Source organism: Streptomyces sp. NBC_01381 (genome assembly GCF_026340305.1).
Lineage (GTDB): Bacteria > Actinomycetota > Actinomycetes > Streptomycetales > Streptomycetaceae > Streptomyces.
Genome location: NZ_JAPEPI010000001.1, coordinates 1,012,415 through 1,031,188, shown reverse-complemented (window position 1 = coordinate 1,031,188; position 18,774 = coordinate 1,012,415). Strand labels below are relative to the sequence as shown.

Here is an 18,774-nt window from a genome sequence, read left to right as displayed (position 1 = left end):
ATGTCCGGGGCCATCCCCCCGGTGTCCAGATCTGAGTGTGCAAGCGGGGGCTTTCCGCGATGAGTGGTGACGGGCGGGACGAGTCGTCCCCCGCCGTGGGCGAAGAGGCCGGCAGGCTGCCCCATCGGCAGGTGCCGAGTCAGGGTGGGCGCGGTGGCAGCACCACCGGTCCCGGCAGTCCCGGCGGCACGGATCCCAGCGTTCCGCCGCAGCGGGAGCCCGGCCGGGGCGAGACGCCGGCCGCGGGCGGCGCGTCGGCCGACAGCGACCTCATCACCCGCATGCGGGCGGGCGACGACAGCGCGTACGAGGAGCTGTACCGCAGGCACGCCGAGGCGGTCCGCCGGTACGCGCGCACGTGCTGCCGGGACGCGCACACCGCCGACGACCTCACCGCCGAGGTCTTCGCGCGGATGCTGCAGGCCGTCCGTGGCGGCAGCGGGCCCGAGCACGCCGTGCGCGCCTATCTGCTCACCACGGTGCGCCGGGTCGCCGCGGGATGGACGAAGTCGGCAAAGCGGGAGCAACTGGTCGAGGACTTCGCGGTGTTCGCCGCGCAGGCCGCGCGCAGCTCCGAGGTCTCCGACGACGACACGCTTGACCTGGGCGCGGACGTGCGCGCGATGCACGAGGCCGAGCAGTCGATGGCCATGCAGGCGTTCCGGAGCCTTCCCGAGCGCTGGCAGGCCGTGCTGTGGCACACGGAGATCGAGGACGAGTCCCCCAGTGACGTCGCCACGCTCTTCGGGCTCGACGCCAACGGCACCCGCGTACTCGCCAAGCGCGCGCGTGAGGGCCTGAAAGAGGCATACCTCCAGGCGCACGTGAGCACCACACTCACCCAGAACGAGGAGTGCGCGCGCTACGCCGACCGGCTCGGCGCCTACGCGCGCGGCAGCCTGCGCACCCGGGCCGAGCGCGGCCTGCGCAAGCACCTGGAGGAGTGCGCCAAGTGCCGCCTGGCCGCGGGCCAGATCAAGGAAGTCGCAAGCGGCATCCCCGGCGTCGTGCCGATCGCGGTCATCGGTTGGTTCGGTGCCGCCGGGTACGCGAAGGTGGCCGCGCTCGTCGGCGGTGGCGCCGCCGGTGCCGCGGGCGCCGGTGCGGCCGGCGCGGCGGCGGCGAGCGGTGGCTCGTCCGGTGGCGCCGCGGGCGGTGCGGCGGCCTCTGAAGGGCTTGGCGCACCCGCGAAGGCCGGTATCGCCGCGAGTGTGGCCGTCGCCGCCGCGGCCGCCGTGGCGCTCGCCCTCGCCGGGAACGACGAGAGGCCCAAGGACCTGCCGAGCGCCGAGAAGCCGCCGGCCGTGGAGCCCGTCGTGCCGAGCAAGCCGCCCCCGAAGCCCAAGCCCGAGCCGCCGGCCCCCGCGCCCAAGCCTCCGCCGCCCCCGGCGGCCAAGCCGAAGCCGACGCCGACCCCCACTCCGACACCCAAGCCGACGCCGCCGAAGCCCAAGCCGACGCCGACTCCCACACCGACGCCGCCGAAGCCCAAGCCGACGCCTCCGCCGCCGCCCGCGCCGAAGGTCTACCAGTGGAGCGAGCTGCAGTACGCCGGTCTCGGCGACGGCACCAAGCCCGAGATGCGGCTCGGCGAGAGCAGCTGGGTCTGGCAGCGCTGGGGCCTGTCCGTTGCGGACACGCGGTACGCCCACGGCGTGACGGTGCACGGCCAGTCCTCGGTCACCATCGACCTGAACCGAAAGTGCTCGACGTACGACGCGCTCGTCGGTGTCGACGACATGACGATGGGCCTCGGCAAGGTGCGGTTCTCCGTCTTCGCCGACGACGCACGGCTGTGGCAGTCGCCGCTGATCAAGGGCGGGGACCCGGCGGTGCCGGTCCAGGTGAACCTGACCGGGCGCAAGACGATCCGCCTGGTCGTCGAGCCGCACTCGCCGTTCGACACCGGGGCGCTCGCGGACTGGGCGCAGTCGCGGTTCCGCTGTACGTAGTACGTAGTGAACGCCTCTGTCAGAACGCCGCGGTGAGTTCGGCGAGCACGTCGGCCGCGGTGAGCTCGCCGCCCGCGGCCCGCTCGGTCTCGTAACGCTCGGGGCCGAGCGCGGCGATCGCCTCGGCCTCGATCTGTTCGGCATGGCCGAGGTCCGGCATCGGGCGCGGGTTGCCGCCCCTCAGCCGCGTGCCGAAGGCGAGCAGCCGGGCGGCGCGCCGATGGTCGCCGGTGCGGCTCACCAGGGCGGCCCCGCTGTCCACGAGCGCCGCGATCACCACCTCCGCGCAATGGCTCTCCAGCGCGCCGCGCAGGGCCTCGACGTGCAGGGGCAGCGCCTTGCGGGGGCCCGACTCGGCGGATACGACCTGGGCCTCGAAGCCGCGCAGCGCGGCGTCGAACTGCGGGGGCGGTGTGCCGCGGGCCGCTTCCGCGTACGCCGCGTCGCACATCGCGCGGGCCCGGGCGATGTCGCCGTCCTCCAGGGCCATCAGCCCCTGCAGGAGCCGCATGAACGCCCTTGGGTCCGCCACCCCGTAGCGATCGGACTCGACTCCGGCCTCGTGCAGGGCCTTCGCCGCCGCGGCCGGGTCGCCCTCGCGGTACGCGATCTCGGCGAGCCGGACGATCAGGAACGGCGTCTCGGCGTGGGCGCCCACTTCGTGGGCGAGCTGCAGCGCCTCCTCGTACGCGGCGCGCGCGTCCTCGTGCCTGCCGCGGACCATCGCGGCCTCGCCCGCCGCGCTGGACACCTGGGCGCGGAGCCAGCGGTCGCCGGCGCGCCCGCTCAGCGCGCGCAGCTCGGCGAGGTCCTCGTCGACGCCGGTCAGGTTGCCCGGTGTGTCGACGGCCATGTGCGTACGGAACATCAGGCCGATCGCGATCTCCCAGTCCCCGCCGTACCTACGGCAGTTGGCGATCCCCTCGTCCAGGGCGGACCGCGCGTCCGGCGCCGAACCTTCGAGGAAGTACGCGGTGAGCGGCCAGATGAGCCCCGGAAAGCGCGCGGCGGCGGGCACCGGCCGGGCGAACATGTCCCGGATCCGGGTGATGTACTCGCGGTCGCCGTCCCCGGAGAGCACGTCCTTAGCCCTGGACTCCGCCACGAGGAAGATGTGCAGGAGGCGCAGGTTCATCCGCTGCCAGAAGAGGGCGTCCTCGTTGCCGTCCAGTCCGACGGGGGCGTGGTCGAAGCTCGACTTGGCGGCGTCGAGGACGGAAGGGGCGATGGAGGCGGCGGGGGCGGACTCGAGGTCGGACTCGGGGGCCGGCGCCACGGCCCAGAAGGCGGGGCCTGCGGGGGCGGTGGACCCGTCTTCAGGGGCGGGCGGAGCGGCGGGGGCGGGCGCCCCGGGGATCAGCCGCAGGATGCGGTCGATCCACTCCGTGCCCTCCCTGCGGTAGTTCCGCAGCCACCAGAACCAGCCCATGGCCAGGGCGAGCGCCAGAGCCTGCTCCTCGTCGTGGGACGCGACGGCGCGCTGCAGGGCCGCGCGGATGTTGTCAAGATCCGTCTCCAGGCGCTGGATCCACGGGAGTTGGTCCGCGGAACGGAGCAGCGGTTCGGCCTCTTCGACCAGGGCGCGGACGTACGCGGTGTGGCGGCGGCCCGCGGCGGCGCTGAGGTCGGGCGTCTCGGCGGCCCTCTCGGACGCGTACTCGTGGATGGTCTCCAGCATGCGGTAGCGCATGTCGCCATCGGCGGTGGGCTCGGCGACGATCAGGGACTTGTCCACCAGGGCGCCGGTCAGGTCGGCGGCGGGCCCGGTGCAGACGGCCTCGGCGGCCGCGAGGTCCCAGCCGCCGGCGAAGACGGACACCTCGCGCAGGACGGTCCGCTCCGGTTCGCCGAGGAGGTCCCAGGACCAGTCGACGACCGCGCGGAGGGTCTGCTGGCGGGGCAGGACCGTGCGGCTCCCGCTGGTCAGCAGGCGGAAGCGGTCGTCCAGGCGGTCGGCGATCTGCCGCGGGGTGAGCATCCGCAGCCGCGCGGCCGCCAGTTCGATGGCCAGGGGCAGGCCGTCGAGGCGGCGGCAGATCTCGGCGACGGCGGCCTGCTCCTGGGCGGCGTCGAAGCCGGGGCGCACCGTCAGGGCGCGCTCGGTGAAGAGGCGGTGCGCCGGGTCGGGCGGCAGCGGTTCGACGGGGCGGACCAACTCGCCCGGCACGCCCAGGGGTTCGCGGCTGGTGGCGACGATGGTGAGCCCCGGGCAGCGGGTGAGGAGCGTCTCCGCGAGGTCGGCCGCGGCGCCGATGACATGTTCACAGTTGTCAAGGATCAGGAGCAGTCCGCGCGAGGCGCAGTACTCGACGAGCAGAGCGACCGGGTCGTTCTGCGTCGCCACCAACTCGCTGGTCATCAGCACGGTCTCGCGCAGACCGAGCGCGCTGACGACAGCGCCGGGCACCGCCTCCGGTTGGTCGAGCGGGGCCAGCTCGGCCAGCCAGGCCTGCGGATGCCCGGCGGCGGCTTCCTCGGCGAGGCGGGTCTTGCCGGAGCCGCCGGGTCCGGTGAGGGTGACCAGGCGTGCTCTCTGCATATCCGAACGGATGGCGGCGAGTTCCGGTTCCCGGCCGACGAAAGAGGTCAGGCGGGGGCGGAGATTCCCCTTGCGTAGCGGCTTCGCGGGCGGAGTGCCGGGTGCGCCTGATGTGCCCGGTGCGCCGGGTGCGCCCGGCGTGCCCCCGTCGAGCAACTCCACGTACAGGGCCCGGAGTTCCGGGCCGGGGTCGGCGCCAAGACCCTCGGCGAGGGTGCGGCGTGCGTTCTCGTACGCGGCCAGGGCGTCGGCGCCGCGGCCCGCGTCGCGCAGGGCACGGATGAGCAGGGCGTGCAGCGGTTCGTCGTACGGCTGGACCGTGGTGAGTTCCTTCAACTCCGGTACGACGTCGGAGGCGTGCCCCAGGAGAAGGTCCGCCTCGACCCGCGCGCGCGTGGCCTCGGCGAGCAGCGCTTCGGGGCGGGTGGCCGCGCTGCGGTCGGGGAGGTCGGCGAGGGCGGGGTGGCGCCACAGGGCGAGGGCTTCGCGGAGGGTGCGGGAGGCTGCCGCCGGGTCGTGGCGGGCCAAGGCTTGCTTCCCCTCACGTACGAGGCGCTCGAAGCGGTGCAGGTCGATGTCTTCGGGTGTGGCGGTGAGGCGGTAGCCACCAGGGGTGGAGGCGATGGCGTCCTTGCCGATGGCTCTGCGCAGTCGGCCGATGAGGGCCTGGAGGGCGGCGGGGGCGTCGGCAGGCGGGTCGTCCGACGCCCATACCTCGGCGATGAGGGTTTCCGCGGGGACGGTGCGGTGGGGGTTGAGGGCGAGGGCCGCAAGCAGCGCACGGAGCCGTCGTCCCCCTACGGGCAGGGTTGCCCCTTGCTCGTCGTACGCCTCGGTGGCGCCCAGGATTCTGTACCGCACGGGGTCATTCTCGCCGGTGGGGTGGGTTGAGGCGCGGGGGTTTCCTTTCCCCGAGCGCGCCGAGCGCACTGCGGGCGCCCCCGACTACCGCCCCGCCCCCAACGCCCCCCGCTGCGGCACCACGCTCCCCGTAGGCACCGCCCGCTGCCGAGCGGGTGTCCCCGTCCAGCACGTCCCCCTGCGGGACAGCAGGCGGCGGAGCCACAGTTCTGTGGAGACCAGCTCTGCCAGGCCGTCCAGGGGGAGCGGCTCGCCCTCCGCGGCCGAGCGCAGGGCCTTGCGGACCACGCGGGCCTCGACCAGGCCCGCCTGGGCGAGGAGAGGCGTGTCGAAGAGGGCGATCAGGTCGTCGACGGCCACCCGCAGGCCCGTCCGTGCCGCGGCCGCGGAGGACGCGTGGGAGGGAGCCCCCCAGCCGGGCGGCAGTTCGGCGACTCCGGCGCCTTCAAGGACCGTACGCAGGATCGCGGCACGGGCCCCCGGCTGGACGCGCAGGGCCACGGGGAGCGCGCGGCAGGCCCGGACGACCTGGTTGTCCAGGAAGGGCGCGTGCAGCCGCTGGAAGCGGACCTCGGCGGCCTGTTCCAGGATGCGCAGGTCCGCCGCGTGCCGGGCGAGCGCCGCACGGGCGCGGAACTCACCGGGCCGCTGGCCGGGCCCTGCCCCGGGCCGGCCCGTCGTGTCGTGGAGGCGAACCGATACTTCAGCGAGGGCCTCGCCGGTCAGCCAGCGCGCGGCCGGTCCGGGTCTGGCCCACGCGAGCGCGGCGAGCGACGCCCCCACGGCCCCGCCCGGCTCGTCGAAGCGGCGCTGCAGGAGGCGGTCGGCGAGCGAGTCGACGCCCGCGCGGTAGGGCATCCGGGAGAGCTTGCGCGCGGCGCCGTACACGCGCGCGGGGACCATGACGGAGCCGTCCGCCTTGGCGAGCGCCGCGACGGGCCGCACCAGATGGCGCCGTCTGCGGTCCATCAGGAGGTCGGCGAGGCGGGCCGGATGCGCGTCCATGACCTGCCGTGCGCCGTACCCCGTGAAGTGGTCCGCGCTGCCGGACGAGAGCCGCGCGCGGTGGCGCTGGGCCGTGACGAGGGCGCCGCTCGGCTCGTCCGTCAGAGGGCCGTCCAAGTCCGCGTAGGGGAGGGCCTCTTCGCCCGCGGCGACGACCACGTGGTGCAGGCGCGGGTTGGCCGCGATGGCGCCGGCCCGCTCCAGCTCGGCTTCCCGGCCGTTGATCGCGAGGTCGTTGAACGTGACGGCCAGGAGCCGCTCCCCCGCGCCCGTGCCGTGGCCGAGGACCGTACCGGGCATCCCCGGGAGGCCCGCCGCGAGCAGGGCGAGGGTGCCGGACGCGGGTCCTCCGGAGAGGTCGGCTCCGATGCCGGGCACCGGCATCCCGCGCGCCGCTCGCCGCTCGGCGGGGCCCATGCCCGGCACGGGTCCCGGGTCGATGTCCGGTCCCGTTCCGGGGACGTGGCGCGGGGCGCCGAGACGGGCGCGTACGGCCTCCACGAGCGCGTCGCGCACGCCGTCCACGGCGCTGGTCTCGTCGGCCGACGGCGCCGCGACCGCGAGGGAGGCCACCGCTTCGTAACCGGCGATCTCCTTCGCGCCCGCGCGCAGGATCAGCGCGTGCCCCGGCGGCACGCGGCGCACGCCTTGGTAGGGCGTCGAGTCCTGCAGCGCCTCCGGTACGTCGGGGGCGGCGAGCAGCGCCGCGAGGTGGCCGATGTCCAGGTGGGCCTCGATGAGGTCCGCGAGCGGCAGCGCGGCTGTCGCGTACGCGGTGCCGTCGGCCCAGGGGGTGTAGAAGACGGGGCGCGCGCCGGCGAGGTCGCCGGCGATCATGACGCGGCGCCCGACCTGGACGACCGCCGTGTAACTGCCGGACCAGGCGGTCAGATGCCGCAGGGCGCCGCCGCGGGCGGCGAACAGGCCGACCCTGAGCTCCTCGTCGCTGGCGCCGCAGGTGCCGAGCACCGCGATCCGCGTCTGCTCGTCGGCCTTGACCGTGCGCACCTCGTCGGGGCGCCAGTCCCCCACCGCCCAGAGCGGATCCGGGTCGCCCCACAGGAGTTGGGAACCCACGGGATGGACGGTCTCGCCGTTCTCACCGGTGGCCCCGGCCGAACCGACCGTCGAAGGCTTCGCGGCAGTGCTGCTCCACCCCACCAACCACCGCATCGCTGCCTCCACAGGCTGTGGACAACCAGTGCACCGAAGAACTGGGGTCCCATGCTGCCACGAAGGAGGCGCGCGGGAGTGGCTACGGGGTTGCTCGCGCTCCCCTTGATATCCCTGGAGGGAGCGGTACTTGAAGGGCTCAACAACGCCCTTCCCCTTGCGTGTGGGCGAATTGCCCCGACCTCCGGGGAGGCGATTTTCGGCCAAATCGTCGATGGGCGCCCGCGTGGGGGAACGGTCAAACGCAACACTCAGTCCGGGAGGCGGAGTTCGCCCCCCGGACCGGTCCGCCGCCCGCGGGGATGGAGGCGGCGGTGTCCCCCAGCCCACTGACTCCAGCGCAGCGGGCCGACCCACGCACCATCCATGGAAGCGCTCCCCTTATGGCCGGTGAAGAGCGCACACGCAGGCGCACGGCCACACACCCGGAGCACACCCCGACACCCCCGCTCTTCCCTACCGGCAACAATCTCGCCATCCGGAACTGGGCCTCTTAACGCTTGGGATGCGGCGAACTACGCTGTGTGTGCTGATGTTTTCGCGGAGGCATATACCTGGGGGCTCGGCCAAATGCTCTTGCGGCCGAGGTTCCGGGCCACGGAGGTCGTCGTCACGATCGCCGCTGCCCCTGGGGGAACGCAGCACGAATGCCGCGCGGTCAAGCCATCGCACGGCAGCCGTCTGTGTCGAGGGGTGGCGCATGTCCAGGGAGCAACGCGGGCCGAACGAAAAGCTCGGCACCGTTCTCGCCCTCGCGGGAATCAGCAATGCGGGACTCGCCCGCCGGGTCAACGACCTCGGCGCACAACGCGGGTTGACGCTTCGTTACGACAAGACATCGGTGGCCCGGTGGGTGTCCAAGGGCATGGTGCCGCAGGGCGCCGCCCCGCACCTCATCGCCGCCGCCATCGGCCAGAAGCTCGGCCGGCCCGTGCCGCTGCACGAGATCGGCCTCGCGGACGCCGATCCCGCGCCCGAGGTGGGCCTCGCCTTCCCGCGTGACGTGGGCGCCGCCGTGAAGTCGGCGACGGAGCTGTACCGCCTCGATCTGGCGGGCCGGCGCGCGGGCGGCGGCGGCATCTGGCAGTCGCTCGCGGGCTCCTTCGCGGTGAGCGCGTACGCGACGCCGGCGTCACGCTGGCTGATAACCCCGGCCGACAGCTCGGTCGCCCGTGACGTCACCGGCGAGGCGCCCCGCGAGACGGGGCACCCCGAGGACGGCGGGCCGCCGATGAAGGTCGGCCACAGCGACGTGGTGAAGCTGCGGGAGGCCGCCGAGGACGCCCGCCGCTGGGACTCCAAGTACGGGGGCGGCGACTGGCGTTCGTCGATGGTCCCGGAGTGCCTGCGGGTCGAGGCGGCGCCCCTGCTGCTCGGCTCGTACTCGGACGAGGTGGGCCGCTCGCTCTTCGGCGCTTCGGCCGAACTCACCCGCCTCGCCGGGTGGATGGCCTTCGACACCGGCCAGCAGGAGGCCGCCCAGCGCTACTACATCCAGGCCCTGCGCCTGGCCCGCGCGGCCGCCGACGTCCCCTTAGGGGGATACGTACTGGCCTCGATGTCCCTCCAGGCGACCTACCGCGGCTTCGGCGACGAGGGCGTCGACCTCGCGCAGGCCGCCCTTGAGCGCAACCGCGGTCTGGCCACCGCGCGCACCATGAGCTTCTTCCGACTCGTCGAGGCACGCGCGCACGCGCGCGCCAGTGACGCACAGGCCGCCGGGGCGGCACTGCGGGCCGCCGAGGGGTGGCTGGAGCGGGCACGGGACGGCGACAACGACCCGTCGTGGCTCGGCTTCTACTCGTACGACCGCTTCGCGGCCGACGCCGCCGAGTGCTACCGCGACCTGAAGGCGCCCCGGCAGGTGCGCCGCTTCACCGAGCAGGCGCTCTCCAAGCCGACGGAGGAGTTCGTCCGCTCGCACGGGCTGCGGCTCGTGGTGTCGGCGGTCGCCGAGCTGGAGTCCGGGAACCTGGACGCGGCGTGCGAGCAGGGCACGCGGGCCCTCGAGGTCGCCGGGCGGATCTCGTCCGCGCGGACGACGGAGTACGTGAAGGACCTGCTGCACCGCCTGGAGCCGTACGGCGACGAGCCCCGAGTGGTGGAGCTGCGCGAGCGCGCCCGGCCGCTGCTCGTGGCGCCCGCGTAGGCCAGATGTCGGCCCCGCCCCGTTTCATGCCCTCTACACACAGCCTGATCGGCAACAGCAGTTACGCACTCCGTAACCCTCCGGTCCTCGTCGGGTTTGAGGGCGTTGTCAGTGGCGCAGTGCACTATCTGGTGTGGGAGATCCGGTTGGGCGATCTGGTCGGGAGGTGATGCGGGATGGTCCGGGACGTGGCGTACGACTGCGATGTGCTGGTGATCGGCGGCGGGATCGTCGGTCTCTCGACGGCGTATGCCATCACGCGCGCCGCCCCGGGGACGCGGGTCACGGTCCTGGAGAAGGAGCCGGGCCCCGCCCGGCATCAGACGGGACGCAACAGCGGCGTGATCCACAGCGGGATCTACTACCGCCCCGGCTCCCTGAAGGCGCGGTACGCGGTGCGGGGCGCCGCCGAGATGGTCAAGTTCTGCGCGGAGTACGGCATCGCGCACGAGGTCACCGGCAAGCTGATCGTCGCCACGGAGCGGGCCGAGCTGCCCCGCCTGCACGCGCTCGTGCAGCGCGGCAGGGAGAACGGCATTCCGGTGCGGGAGCTCGGCCCTGCCCAGATCACCGAGTACGAACCCGAGGTGCGGGGCCTCGCCGCCATCCAGGTCGGCACCACCGGGATCTGTGACTACGGCGCGGTGGCGGAGCGCCTCGCGGACGCTTCCGGGGCGGATGTGCGGTACGGCGCGGAGGTCGTGCGCATCGACCGGCGGGCGGCGCTCGGGGTGGCCGTGCGGACCGCCGACGGGGCCGTGGTGCGGGGGAAGGCGCTGGTCAACTGTGCGGGGTTGCAGTGCGACCGGGTGGCGATGCTTGCCGGGGACGACCCGGAGATGCGGATCGTGCCCTTCCGGGGGGAGTACTTCGATCTTGCGCGGCCCGAGCTGGTGCGGGGGCTCGTGTACCCGGTGCCGGATCCGGCGTTCCCCTTCCTGGGGGTGCATCTGACGCGGGGCATCGGGGGCGGGGTCCATGTGGGGCCCAACGCGGTGCCGGCGCTCGCCCGCGAGGGATACGGATGGGGTGTCGTACGGCCCCTGGAGCTCGCCGGGACGCTGGCCTGGCCGGGTTCCTGGCGGATAGCCCGGCAGCACTGGCGGTACGGGGCGGGGGAACTGCGGCGCTCCCTCTCCAAGGGCGCGTTCACCTCCGCGGTGCGCAGGCTGCTGCCCGCGGTGACCGAGTCCGACCTGATCCCTGTGGCCGCGGGGGTGCGGGCGCAGGCCGTGCTGCGGGACGGGACGCTGGTCGACGACTTCCTCATCCGGGAGGGGGCGCGGACGGTGCACGTCCTGAACGCGCCTTCGCCTGCCGCCACGGCTTCACTGCCGATCGGACGCGCGGTGGCCAGGCGGGTCCTTGCGCTGCTGTAGGGGCTGCCCTGCGGGCAAGTAAAATCGCCCCCACTGTGTCTGAGTCGAACCCCACCCCCGCCGGGCCCCACGCCCCCCGCCCCAAGGCCGAGCCCCGTTTCCCGGGCGGCCCCTCGCCCGACCCCGCCGGGTCGCACCACGAGCGGCGGATCCGCAGCTTCCAGCCCCGCAGGAGCCGGGTCACGACGAGCCAGGCCGATGCCCTGCAGCGGCTGTGGCCCAAGTGGGGCCTGGACATCGACGGGCAGCGCGTCCTCGACCTCGGTGAGCTGTTCGGCGGCGAGATGCCCGTGGTGCTCGAAATCGGGTTCGGCATGGGCGAGGCGACCGCGCAGATGGCCGCCGATGATCCGGACACCGGGATCCTCGCCGTCGACGTGCACACCCCCGGGCAGGGCAATCTGCTCGGTCTCGCCGATCGCAACAGCCTCAGCAATGTCCGCGTGGCCAACGGGGACGCCGTCATCCTGCTGCGCGAGATGCTCCCGGCCGCCTCCCTCGACGGCCTGCGCGTCTACTTCCCCGACCCCTGGCCCAAGGCCCGTCACCACAAGCGCCGCATCATCCAGCCCGAGTTCCTCGACCTCGCCGCGCCCAGCCTCAAGCCCGGCGCGCTGCTGCACTGCGCGACCGACTGGGAGCCGTACGCCGAGCAGATGCTCGAAGTGCTCACCGCGCACCCCCTCTTCGAGAACACCCGGCCCGACGGCGGCTACGCGCCTCGTCCCGCCTTCCGGCCCTTCACCCGCTTTGAAGGCCAGGGCATCGACAAGGGGCACGTGGTCCATGACCTGCTGTTCCGCCGGGTAACAGAGGACCAGTAGCCGCCCGGGCGAAAACGCACCGTCGCGGGCCACCCCTGTCCCTCGTTAGGGTCAACGGCGTGGCCACCAGTTCTCCGCACGCGCACCCCATGCCCCCGGCGGGGCCCCCCGGGCTGCGCCACGCGCGCTGGTGGCAGCGGCGGGCCATCCGCGCCGCCGCGCTGGTCACCCTGCTCGCCCTCTCCGGGCTCGTCATCCTCGCCCTGGTGCGCGAACAGACCGGCACCGAGGGGTTCCTGGTCGGGCTCGGGCTCGCCACGCTGCCCGTGCCGCTGCTCATAGCCGCCTTCCGCTGGCTGTCCCGGGTACAGCCGGGACCCTGGCGGAACCTCTTCTTCTCTTTCGCCTGGGGCGCCTGCGCCGCCGCCCTCATAGCGATCGTCGCGAACAGCTTCGCGACCCGCTGGATAGCCACCGCCACCGCCGACCCGAGCAGCGCGGACACCCTCGGCGCGACCGTCATAGCGCCGATCGTCGAGGAGACGGCCAAGGCCGCGGCCGTCCTGCTCGTCTTCCTCTTCCGCAGACGCGAGTTCACCGGCGTCCTCGACGGCGTGGTGATAGCCGGAGTGACCGCCACCGGCTTCGCGTTCACCGAGAACATCCTCTATCTCGGCAGCGCGTTCGGCACCGACCAGCTCAACGGCGGCACCGGGCTCGCGTCCGTGACGGCGGCGACCTTCTTCGTACGCATCGTCATGTCGCCCTTCGCGCACCCGCTGTTCACCGTGCTCACCGGCATCGGCTTCGGCATCGCCGCGCTCGGCACCGGCCGCGGGCGGCTGCGCCGCGTGCTGCTTCCGCTCGCCGGACTGCTCCTCGCGATGGGCCTGCACGCCCTGTGGAACGGCTCGACGACCTTCGGCGGCTTCTTCGCGGTGTACGCGCTCTTCATGCTGCCCGCGTTCGGGCTGCTGACCTGGCTGGTGATCTGGCTCAGGCAGCGCGGCCTGCGCGTGGTGCGCACGGAGCTGCCCGCGTACGCGCTCGCGGGCTGGCTCACGCCGCCCGAGCCGTACGCGCTCGGCACGATGCGCGCCCGCACCATCGCCCGCGACTACGCCTCGTACATGCAGGGCAAGGCCGCGGCGCGCACGGTCGCGGAGTACGAGGCGTACGCGACGTCGCTCGCCCTGCTCCGGCACCGGGGCCGACGCGGCCGCGCGGGCGCCGATTTCGTCGTACGGGAGCGGGAGTTGCTGCACGCGCTGTGGGAGCGCCGCGAACTGGCCAGGCCCGCGCTCGCCTATGCGGCGCGGGCGACGGCACCCGTGCCCGTACCGATGCCGCCGCCGTACGGGTACCGGATTCTCCATCAGCAGGGATACGCGTACGCCGGACCGGCGGCGGGATATCCCGCCTACCAGGCCCCGTACAACCCCTACCGCGGCTGATCAGGCGGAGGCCTTCGTCAGCGCGGTCACCTCGGCCTCCGTCAGTTCGAGATCGCCCACCGCGAGCAGCGCGGGCAGCTGCTCGACCGTGCGGGCCGATGCGATCGGCGCGGCCACCGTCGGCTGCGCGGCGAGCCAGGCCAGGGCCACGGTCGCGACCTCGGCGCCACGCTCGGCCGCTATCTCGTCCAGGGCGGCGAGCACCTTCACGCCACGGTCGGTCTCCAGGTGCTTGCCCGCGCCCTCGGCCCGCGCGCTGTCGACCTGCGCCCCCGGGCGGTACTTGCCGGTGAGGAAGCCGGAGGCGAGCGCGTAATACGGCACCGCTGCCAGGCCGGAGCGCGACGCGACCTCCTGGAGCGGGCCCTCGTAGGTGCCGCGGGAGACGAGGTTGTAGTGCGGCTGCAGCGCCACGTACCGGGCGAGGCCCTCGCGGTCGGAGAAGTCGATGGACTCCTGGAGCCGCTCTGCGGTCAGGTTGGAGGCGGCTATCGCGCGCACCTTGCCCGACGTCACCAGATCGTCGAGCGCGGTGATGATCTCCTCGACGGGGACGGTCGGGTCGTCGAAGTGCGTGTAGTAGAGGTCGATGTAGTCGGTGCGCAGCCGGCGCAGCGACTCCTCGGCACCGGACTTGATGGTGTTCGCGGACAGGCCCTTGTAGTCGGAGTGGGCGCCGACCTTGGTGGCGATCACGACGTCGGAGCGATGGCCGCGCGCGGCGAGCCAGTTGCCGATGACGGTCTCGGACTCACCGCCCTTGTTGCCCGGCGCCCAGGCCGAGTAGACGTCGGCGGTGTCGACGAAGTTGCCGCCCGCCGCGGTGTAGGCGTCGAGCACCGCGAAGGACTGCGCCTCGTCGGCCGTCCAGCCGAAGACGTTGCCGCCGAGGGCGAGCGGGAAGACCTCGAGGTCGGACGGGCCGAGCTTGCGTAGAGAAGTCATACGGGGCTCAACACCCTTACGGATCCCAGCATTCCGTACAGCGGGATGTCAGTTCCGCGCTACCGGATGTGGGCATGCCGAGCCGGCAGCCCTGACGTCGGGGGGTTGCCGCCAGGACCGCCGGAGTTCACAGGGAGTGCCTCGACCTCAGAGCGACTGGCCCTTGTCCCGCAGCCAGGCGGCCGGGTCGACCCCGGTGGAGTCGCCGCCGGGGTGGATCTCCAGGTGGAGGTGCGGTCCGGTCACGTTGCCGGTGGCGCCGACGCGGCCGATGGTGTCGCCGGTGGTGACCTTCTGGCCGGCGCTGACACCCATCGAGGACTGGTGGTTGTACCAGATCTCGGTGCCGTCCTCGAGCTCCAGGATGGTGCGGTAGCCGTACGACCCCGCCCAGCCGGCCTCCTTGATGGTGCCGGAGTGGATCGCCTTGAGGGGCGTGCCCGTCGGCGCCGCGAAGTCGAGGCCGGTGTGGTAGCCGGAGGACCACATGGAGCCGGCCTGCCCGAAGGTGCTGGTGAGCGTGTACGAACTGAGGGGCAGGGTGTAGCTCTTGGCGAGCTTGGCCAGGCGCTCCGCCTCGGCCTTGCGCCGGGCTTCCTCTTCCGCCTTCTTCTTCGCGGCGGCCTTCTCGGCGGCGATCTTCTTCTCGGCCGCGGACTGCTCGGCGGCGGCCTGCTCCGCGGCCTTCTTGACGGCGGCTTCTTCCGCCGCCTTCTGGACCGCGTCGTCCGCCTGGTCCTGCTGGTTCTCGGCCTGCTGCATGATGCGGGCCCGCAGCGCCTCACCGGCGTCGGTGGTGCCCTGCTCGGCGTCGGCGGTGCTGACACCTGCGGCGGTGAGCGGGGCGGCGGCGGTCGTCACGCCGGCGTCGGAGGAGCCCGAGTCGGAGTCGTCGGATATCAGGGAGCCCACGCCGGGAAGGGACTTGGCCTCCGGCAGCGAGTCCGTGACGGCCGAGATGTCCGGCATCTCGATGGAGACCGGGGGCTTGCCACCCTGCGCGGTGGCGATGCCGCCCGCGCCGACGGCGGCGATGACGCCCACGCCGAGGACGGTGGAGCTGCGGGCGAGCCCGCCGCCGCCCTTCTTGTGGACGCGGTGCCTGCCGCGAACGGGACGGATGGACTCCTCGGTGGGATTCCACTCCTCCCAAGTCTCATCGTCATGGGCACCGAGGTCGTCGTCACTCGGTACGTAAACGGCTTGGGGGGCAGGCCGGTTGGACGCCACTGGGGCGCGCTCCTTTCCTTCCTTCTCGCCTACCGGGTTAGCTGACGGGTTCGGAGCAGGAAGGTCTCCTACGAACATCTGGCACGGATGCACAGATGCCCGATTCACCCCAATTGGTGGTTCCCCGGCTCCCTTTCGGGATTAGGCGCGTGCGCACGGAGCCGACTCGAGTGACGGCTGGGACGACCGCGCTGCGTTATCGAACGTTAATAGACGGCAGGGCCGTATTCCAAGCCGTTCCGACTGATCGTTAACGCCGTTGGCCTGTACTTAACGGGACACCAGGGGCGGGAACGGGGCGAGTTGACCGCACTTCTTCACACACCGGACCTTCACACCACCTTGACAGTGCGTCAGTTGTTATGCGGAGTGGTGCGATTCAGTCACGGCCCGTGACATCGGGCGGTGCAGCGGCCGGTGCGTCGCCGGATTCCGGCCGCCGCACCGCGAGCAGCGCCATGTCGTCCGTCCCTCCCCCGCCGGTGTGCCGGCGCACCTCTTCGGCCAGCGTCGCAAGCAGCGAGTCCGGACCGTGGGGTCCGGGAAAGATCCGGCCGCCGAGCCGGGCCGCCGGGTTGTAGAACTCGCCGCGGATGTCCCGCGCCTCCGAGAGCCCGTCGGTGTAGAGCAGCAGCATCGCCCCCGGCGGGAACTCCGCCTCGTCGGCGCGGTCCGGCCAGACCCCCAGGTCGCCCATCCCGAGCGGCAGCGCTGGCTCGCTCGCGGACAGCACGCACAGCCGTCCGTCGCCGCGCAGGAGCAGCGGCTCGGGATGCCCGCGGTTGAGGATGCGGATGACTCCGTCGCCGCGCGGGATCTCCGCGAGGACGGCGGTGGTGAACCCCTCGAAGGCGTCGAGCCCCTCGCGCCGCATGCCTTCCCGCGCGAGCGCCCGCTCCAGGCGCTGCGCCACCGCCTCAAGGGTCGCCTCCTGCTCGGCCGCCTCCCGGAACGCCCCGATGACGACGGCGACGGCCGCCACCGCGCCCATCCCCTTGCCGCGTACGTCACCGACGATGACGCGTACGCCGTGCGGGGTGTCCTGCACGGCGTACAGATCCCCACCGATGAACGCGTCGGCGTCCGCGGCCTCGTACCGCGCCGCGATGTCGAGCCCCCCGATCCGGTGATCCGGCTGCGGCAGCACGGCGCGCTGGGCGGTCTCCGCGATGGAGCGGGCGGAGGCGAGCTGTTCGTCGCTGCGGCGTACGACGCGGTTGATGAGGGCGGCGAGCACGGCGACCGTCAGCACGGTGAGCAGCTCGGTGACGGCCTCGACGTCGGTGGTGGTGCTGTTGCCGAAGTGCAGGGCGAGCACGGCGAGGCAGGAGGCGGCGCCGATGAGGGCGGTGCTGAGGAGCGAGTAGAACGGGGCGGCGATCAGCGGGGCGGCGGTGAACAGGGGCGCCGCGGTGAACTCCGGAGGGGTCGACATGTCGTACACGACCCCGATGACCAGGAGGAGCCACGGGAGGGCCCGCACGAGGGCCCGCTCGTGGGTGACGTCCGGACTCGTGTCCGACCCCTCTCCGGGGTTTCTCGGACGTCCTCCTCGCTGCCCCACCGCTCGTCTCCCGCCGATGTCCGCGCCCGGGACCAGCCCCATGACCGCACCTGTCCAGGTTTCCCGCAGCGGCGGCGGGCTGCGAGCGGTGTGGGCCGACCGGATGACGTCAGGGGGAATGCCGAAGGCCCGGATCCATGATCTGGATCCGGGCCTTCGGACTTCAGTAGCGGGGACAGGATTTGAACCTGCGACCTCTGGGTTATGAGCCCAGCGAGCTACCGAGCTGCTCCACCCCGCGCCGTTGAAATGAACAGTACGCCATGTGGCGGGATAAAAGCGAACCGGTTGGCGGGAGGGGCGAAACCGCAGGTCGCCAGGCGTTCTCGGCGTGCGTCAGGGTCTCCCAGGCCACGAAGAGACCGTCCGCGCCCTCGGGCCGCCGCTGCTGGGTGAACTTGCCGTTGAAGTCGGCGTCGCCTTCGCGCACTTGGGGCGGCGCACGCCTTCTCGCCGGTCCTCTGAAACAGCCCTGTCCAACGCAATGACCTGGCGGTTTATCAAGGCCGTCATCATGACTGGTTCGTCCCGTAGACCTTTTCCGTGAGCGGCCGGAACGGATCGAGGGAGAACAATGCCTCCACCGGCAACCCGAAGTGCTTCGAGATCTTCAGCGCCACGTCGAGGCCCGGAGCCGCAACACGTAAGTCTCGGGGGATCTTGACCACGACCAGCGTGAACGAAGAAGCGTCCGAGCCCACCGAAGTGGCCCCGGACGCTGCGTAGCAGGTCAGCTGTCTGATCGGTGGGTCGGCGGCCGGGGCGGTTTACGCATCTGGAGAAGCAGTCTGTTCGCGCAGTCGCGCCAGCTTGCTTTGGAACAACGGCCCGGTGCAGGAGGCGGCATGTGCGGGGGTGGGGGCGTTGGTTCGCCGCGTACGAGTGTCAGCTCGCCACGGTGGCGTTGGCTGGAGCGAGCATGCCCAACTGGTACATCAGGATGGCGGCACGCACACGATTGGGCGTGCCGAGTTTGATGTAGATGGCCCTTGTGTGGTCTTTCACCGTCGCCGCGCTGAGGTGCAGGCGCAGGGCGATCTCCGTGTTGGAAAGGCCTTCCGCCAGCAGGGCGCAGACCTCGATCTCCCTCGGAGTCAGGGTTCCGGCACGCTCCCGGATCGCGGGCGCGATTCCTCCCTGGTTGAGCAGACTGACGACCGTCGGGGACGCCGGGTTTGCCAGCACCTGGCCACCGGTGGCAGCGACGCGTATGGCACTCACGAGCATCTCTGGGGTGGAGTCCTGCTCAAGGACTCCGGACGCGCCCTTCATCAGGGCATCCGCCGTGAGGGAATCGTCGAGTCGGCTGGCGAGCAGGACGACTTTGGGCGGAGTGCGGATGCTGTGCAGCACGTCGATGGACGACAGGGTCCGGGCGCGTGACGCGTGGTCGCCGAGAACAACGACTTTCGGCCGGTGACGTTCAACTGTCTCGGTCACGTCGGATCTTCGACACGTCCCCACCACTCTGATGTTGAGTTCGTCTCCAAGAACGTTGCGCAACCCTGCTTGTAGCAGCGCTTGATCATGCGCGATCACTACGTTGATCACAGATCCCCCCATCCGTGAGAAACACGAGGTCAGCCGTGTTCTCGCCGCTTAGCCTGCCCTTGATTAATCAGCAAATCAAGTTGAGCCAAAACTTTCCCCCGAGTCTTGGAATGGTCTATTCCAGTAGTGCCACGGGAGCGCCGGGGAACGTCGCTGCCATGCCCTCGGTGGGGGGTGCCCCCCCTCCAACCGGAGGGGTTGAAACCAG

At 72.3% G+C, this 18,774-nt stretch carries 11 protein-coding genes, 1 tRNA gene, 1 pseudogene and 1 riboswitch; of the genes and pseudogenes, 5 read left to right on the top strand and 8 right to left on the bottom strand.

Annotation, left to right across the window (positions count from 1 at the left end):
- Nucleotides 1-59 precede the first annotated feature (59 nt).
- Nucleotides 60-1,952, top strand: coding sequence for a sigma-70 family RNA polymerase sigma factor (locus OG453_RS04985; RefSeq protein WP_266864849.1), 1,893 nt, complete (start codon nt 60-62; stop codon nt 1,950-1,952).
- 19 nt (nt 1,953-1,971) lie between these two features.
- Here OG453_RS04985 and OG453_RS04980 read toward each other — a convergent pair whose 3' ends face one another.
- Both OG453_RS04980 and OG453_RS04975 read right to left on the bottom strand, forming a co-directional pair.
- Nucleotides 1,972-5,352, bottom strand: coding sequence for a BTAD domain-containing putative transcriptional regulator (locus tag OG453_RS04980; protein ID WP_266864848.1), 3,381 nt, complete (start codon nt 5,350-5,352; stop codon nt 1,972-1,974).
- 84 nt (nt 5,353-5,436) lie between these two features.
- On the bottom strand, nt 5,437-7,530 hold the full coding sequence (locus OG453_RS04975; protein WP_266864846.1) for an asparagine synthase-related protein: 2,094 nt from the start codon (nt 7,528-7,530) through the stop codon (nt 5,437-5,439).
- A gap of 700 nt (nt 7,531-8,230) precedes the next feature.
- Here OG453_RS04975 and OG453_RS04970 point away from each other — a divergent pair.
- From OG453_RS04970 to OG453_RS04955, 4 genes are all read left to right on the top strand, one after another.
- Nucleotides 8,231-9,679 (top strand): MFS transporter, encoded by a 1,449-nt coding sequence (locus OG453_RS04970; RefSeq protein WP_266864844.1) that lies wholly within the window; start codon nt 8,231-8,233, stop codon nt 9,677-9,679.
- A gap of 176 nt (nt 9,680-9,855) precedes the next feature.
- Nucleotides 9,856-11,058, top strand: a complete 1,203-nt coding sequence (gene lhgO, locus OG453_RS04965) for an L-2-hydroxyglutarate oxidase (RefSeq protein WP_266864842.1) — start codon at nt 9,856-9,858, stop codon at nt 11,056-11,058.
- 35 nt (nt 11,059-11,093) lie between these two features.
- Nucleotides 11,094-11,882 (top strand): tRNA (guanosine(46)-N7)-methyltransferase TrmB, encoded by a 789-nt coding sequence (gene trmB / locus OG453_RS04960; RefSeq protein ID WP_266864841.1) that lies wholly within the window; start codon nt 11,094-11,096, stop codon nt 11,880-11,882.
- Nucleotides 11,883-11,941: 59 nt separating this feature from the next.
- A complete protein-coding gene (locus OG453_RS04955) occupies nt 11,942-13,276 on the top strand; it encodes a PrsW family intramembrane metalloprotease (protein ID WP_266864840.1) in 1,335 nt (444 codons plus the stop codon).
- Here the strand turns inward: OG453_RS04955 and OG453_RS04950 are convergent, their stop codons facing one another.
- The 6 genes and pseudogenes from OG453_RS04950 to OG453_RS04925 form a co-directional block, all read right to left on the bottom strand.
- Nucleotides 13,277-14,221 carry an aldo/keto reductase gene (locus OG453_RS04950; protein ID WP_266864839.1) on the bottom strand — a complete coding sequence of 315 codons (945 nt, stop codon included), beginning with the start codon at nt 14,219-14,221 and terminating at the stop codon, nt 13,277-13,279.
- Between the two features lie 147 nt (nt 14,222-14,368).
- Nucleotides 14,369-15,451: a M23 family metallopeptidase gene (locus OG453_RS04945; protein ID WP_266864837.1), complete on the bottom strand. Its 1,083-nt coding sequence runs from the start codon at nt 15,449-15,451 to the stop codon at nt 14,369-14,371.
- An 11-nt stretch (nt 15,452-15,462) separates the two neighbouring features.
- Nucleotides 15,463-15,609: riboswitch (cyclic di-AMP (ydaO/yuaA leader) on the bottom strand.
- Nucleotides 15,610-15,830: 221 nt separating this feature from the next.
- Nucleotides 15,831-17,057 carry a PP2C family protein-serine/threonine phosphatase gene (locus OG453_RS04940; protein WP_266864835.1) on the bottom strand — a complete coding sequence of 409 codons (1,227 nt, stop codon included), beginning with the start codon at nt 17,055-17,057 and terminating at the stop codon, nt 15,831-15,833.
- Nucleotides 17,058-17,182: 125 nt separating this feature from the next.
- Nucleotides 17,183-17,256: transfer RNA gene (locus OG453_RS04935), tRNA-Met, on the bottom strand.
- A 271-nt stretch (nt 17,257-17,527) separates the two neighbouring features.
- Nucleotides 17,528-17,647: pseudogene (locus OG453_RS04930) on the bottom strand (transcriptional regulator); the annotation flags it as partial.
- A gap of 253 nt (nt 17,648-17,900) precedes the next feature.
- The gene (locus OG453_RS04925; RefSeq protein WP_266864833.1) at nt 17,901-18,566 is read right to left on the bottom strand and encodes a response regulator transcription factor; all 666 of its coding nucleotides are present in this window, start codon (nt 18,564-18,566) and stop codon (nt 17,901-17,903) included.
- Nucleotides 18,567-18,774 lie beyond the last annotated feature (208 nt).

What these genes read in the sequence shown, in the direction of transcription:
- OG453_RS04985 (WP_266864849.1), top strand. Translation starts at nt 60, where the DNA reads ATGAGTGGTGACGGGCGGGACGAGTCGTCCCCCGCCGTGGGCGAAGAG.
- OG453_RS04975 (WP_266864846.1), bottom strand. Translation starts at nt 7,530, where the DNA reads ATGCGGTGGTTGGTGGGGTGGAGCAGCACTGCCGCGAAGCCTTCGACG.
- OG453_RS04970 (WP_266864844.1), top strand. Translation starts at nt 8,231, where the DNA reads ATGTCCAGGGAGCAACGCGGGCCGAACGAAAAGCTCGGCACCGTTCTC.
- lhgO (WP_266864842.1), top strand. Translation starts at nt 9,856, where the DNA reads ATGGTCCGGGACGTGGCGTACGACTGCGATGTGCTGGTGATCGGCGGC.
- OG453_RS04950 (WP_266864839.1), bottom strand. Translation starts at nt 14,221, where the DNA reads ATGACTTCTCTACGCAAGCTCGGCCCGTCCGACCTCGAGGTCTTCCCG.
- OG453_RS04940 (WP_266864835.1), bottom strand. Translation starts at nt 17,057, where the DNA reads ATGGGGCTGGTCCCGGGCGCGGACATCGGCGGGAGACGAGCGGTGGGG.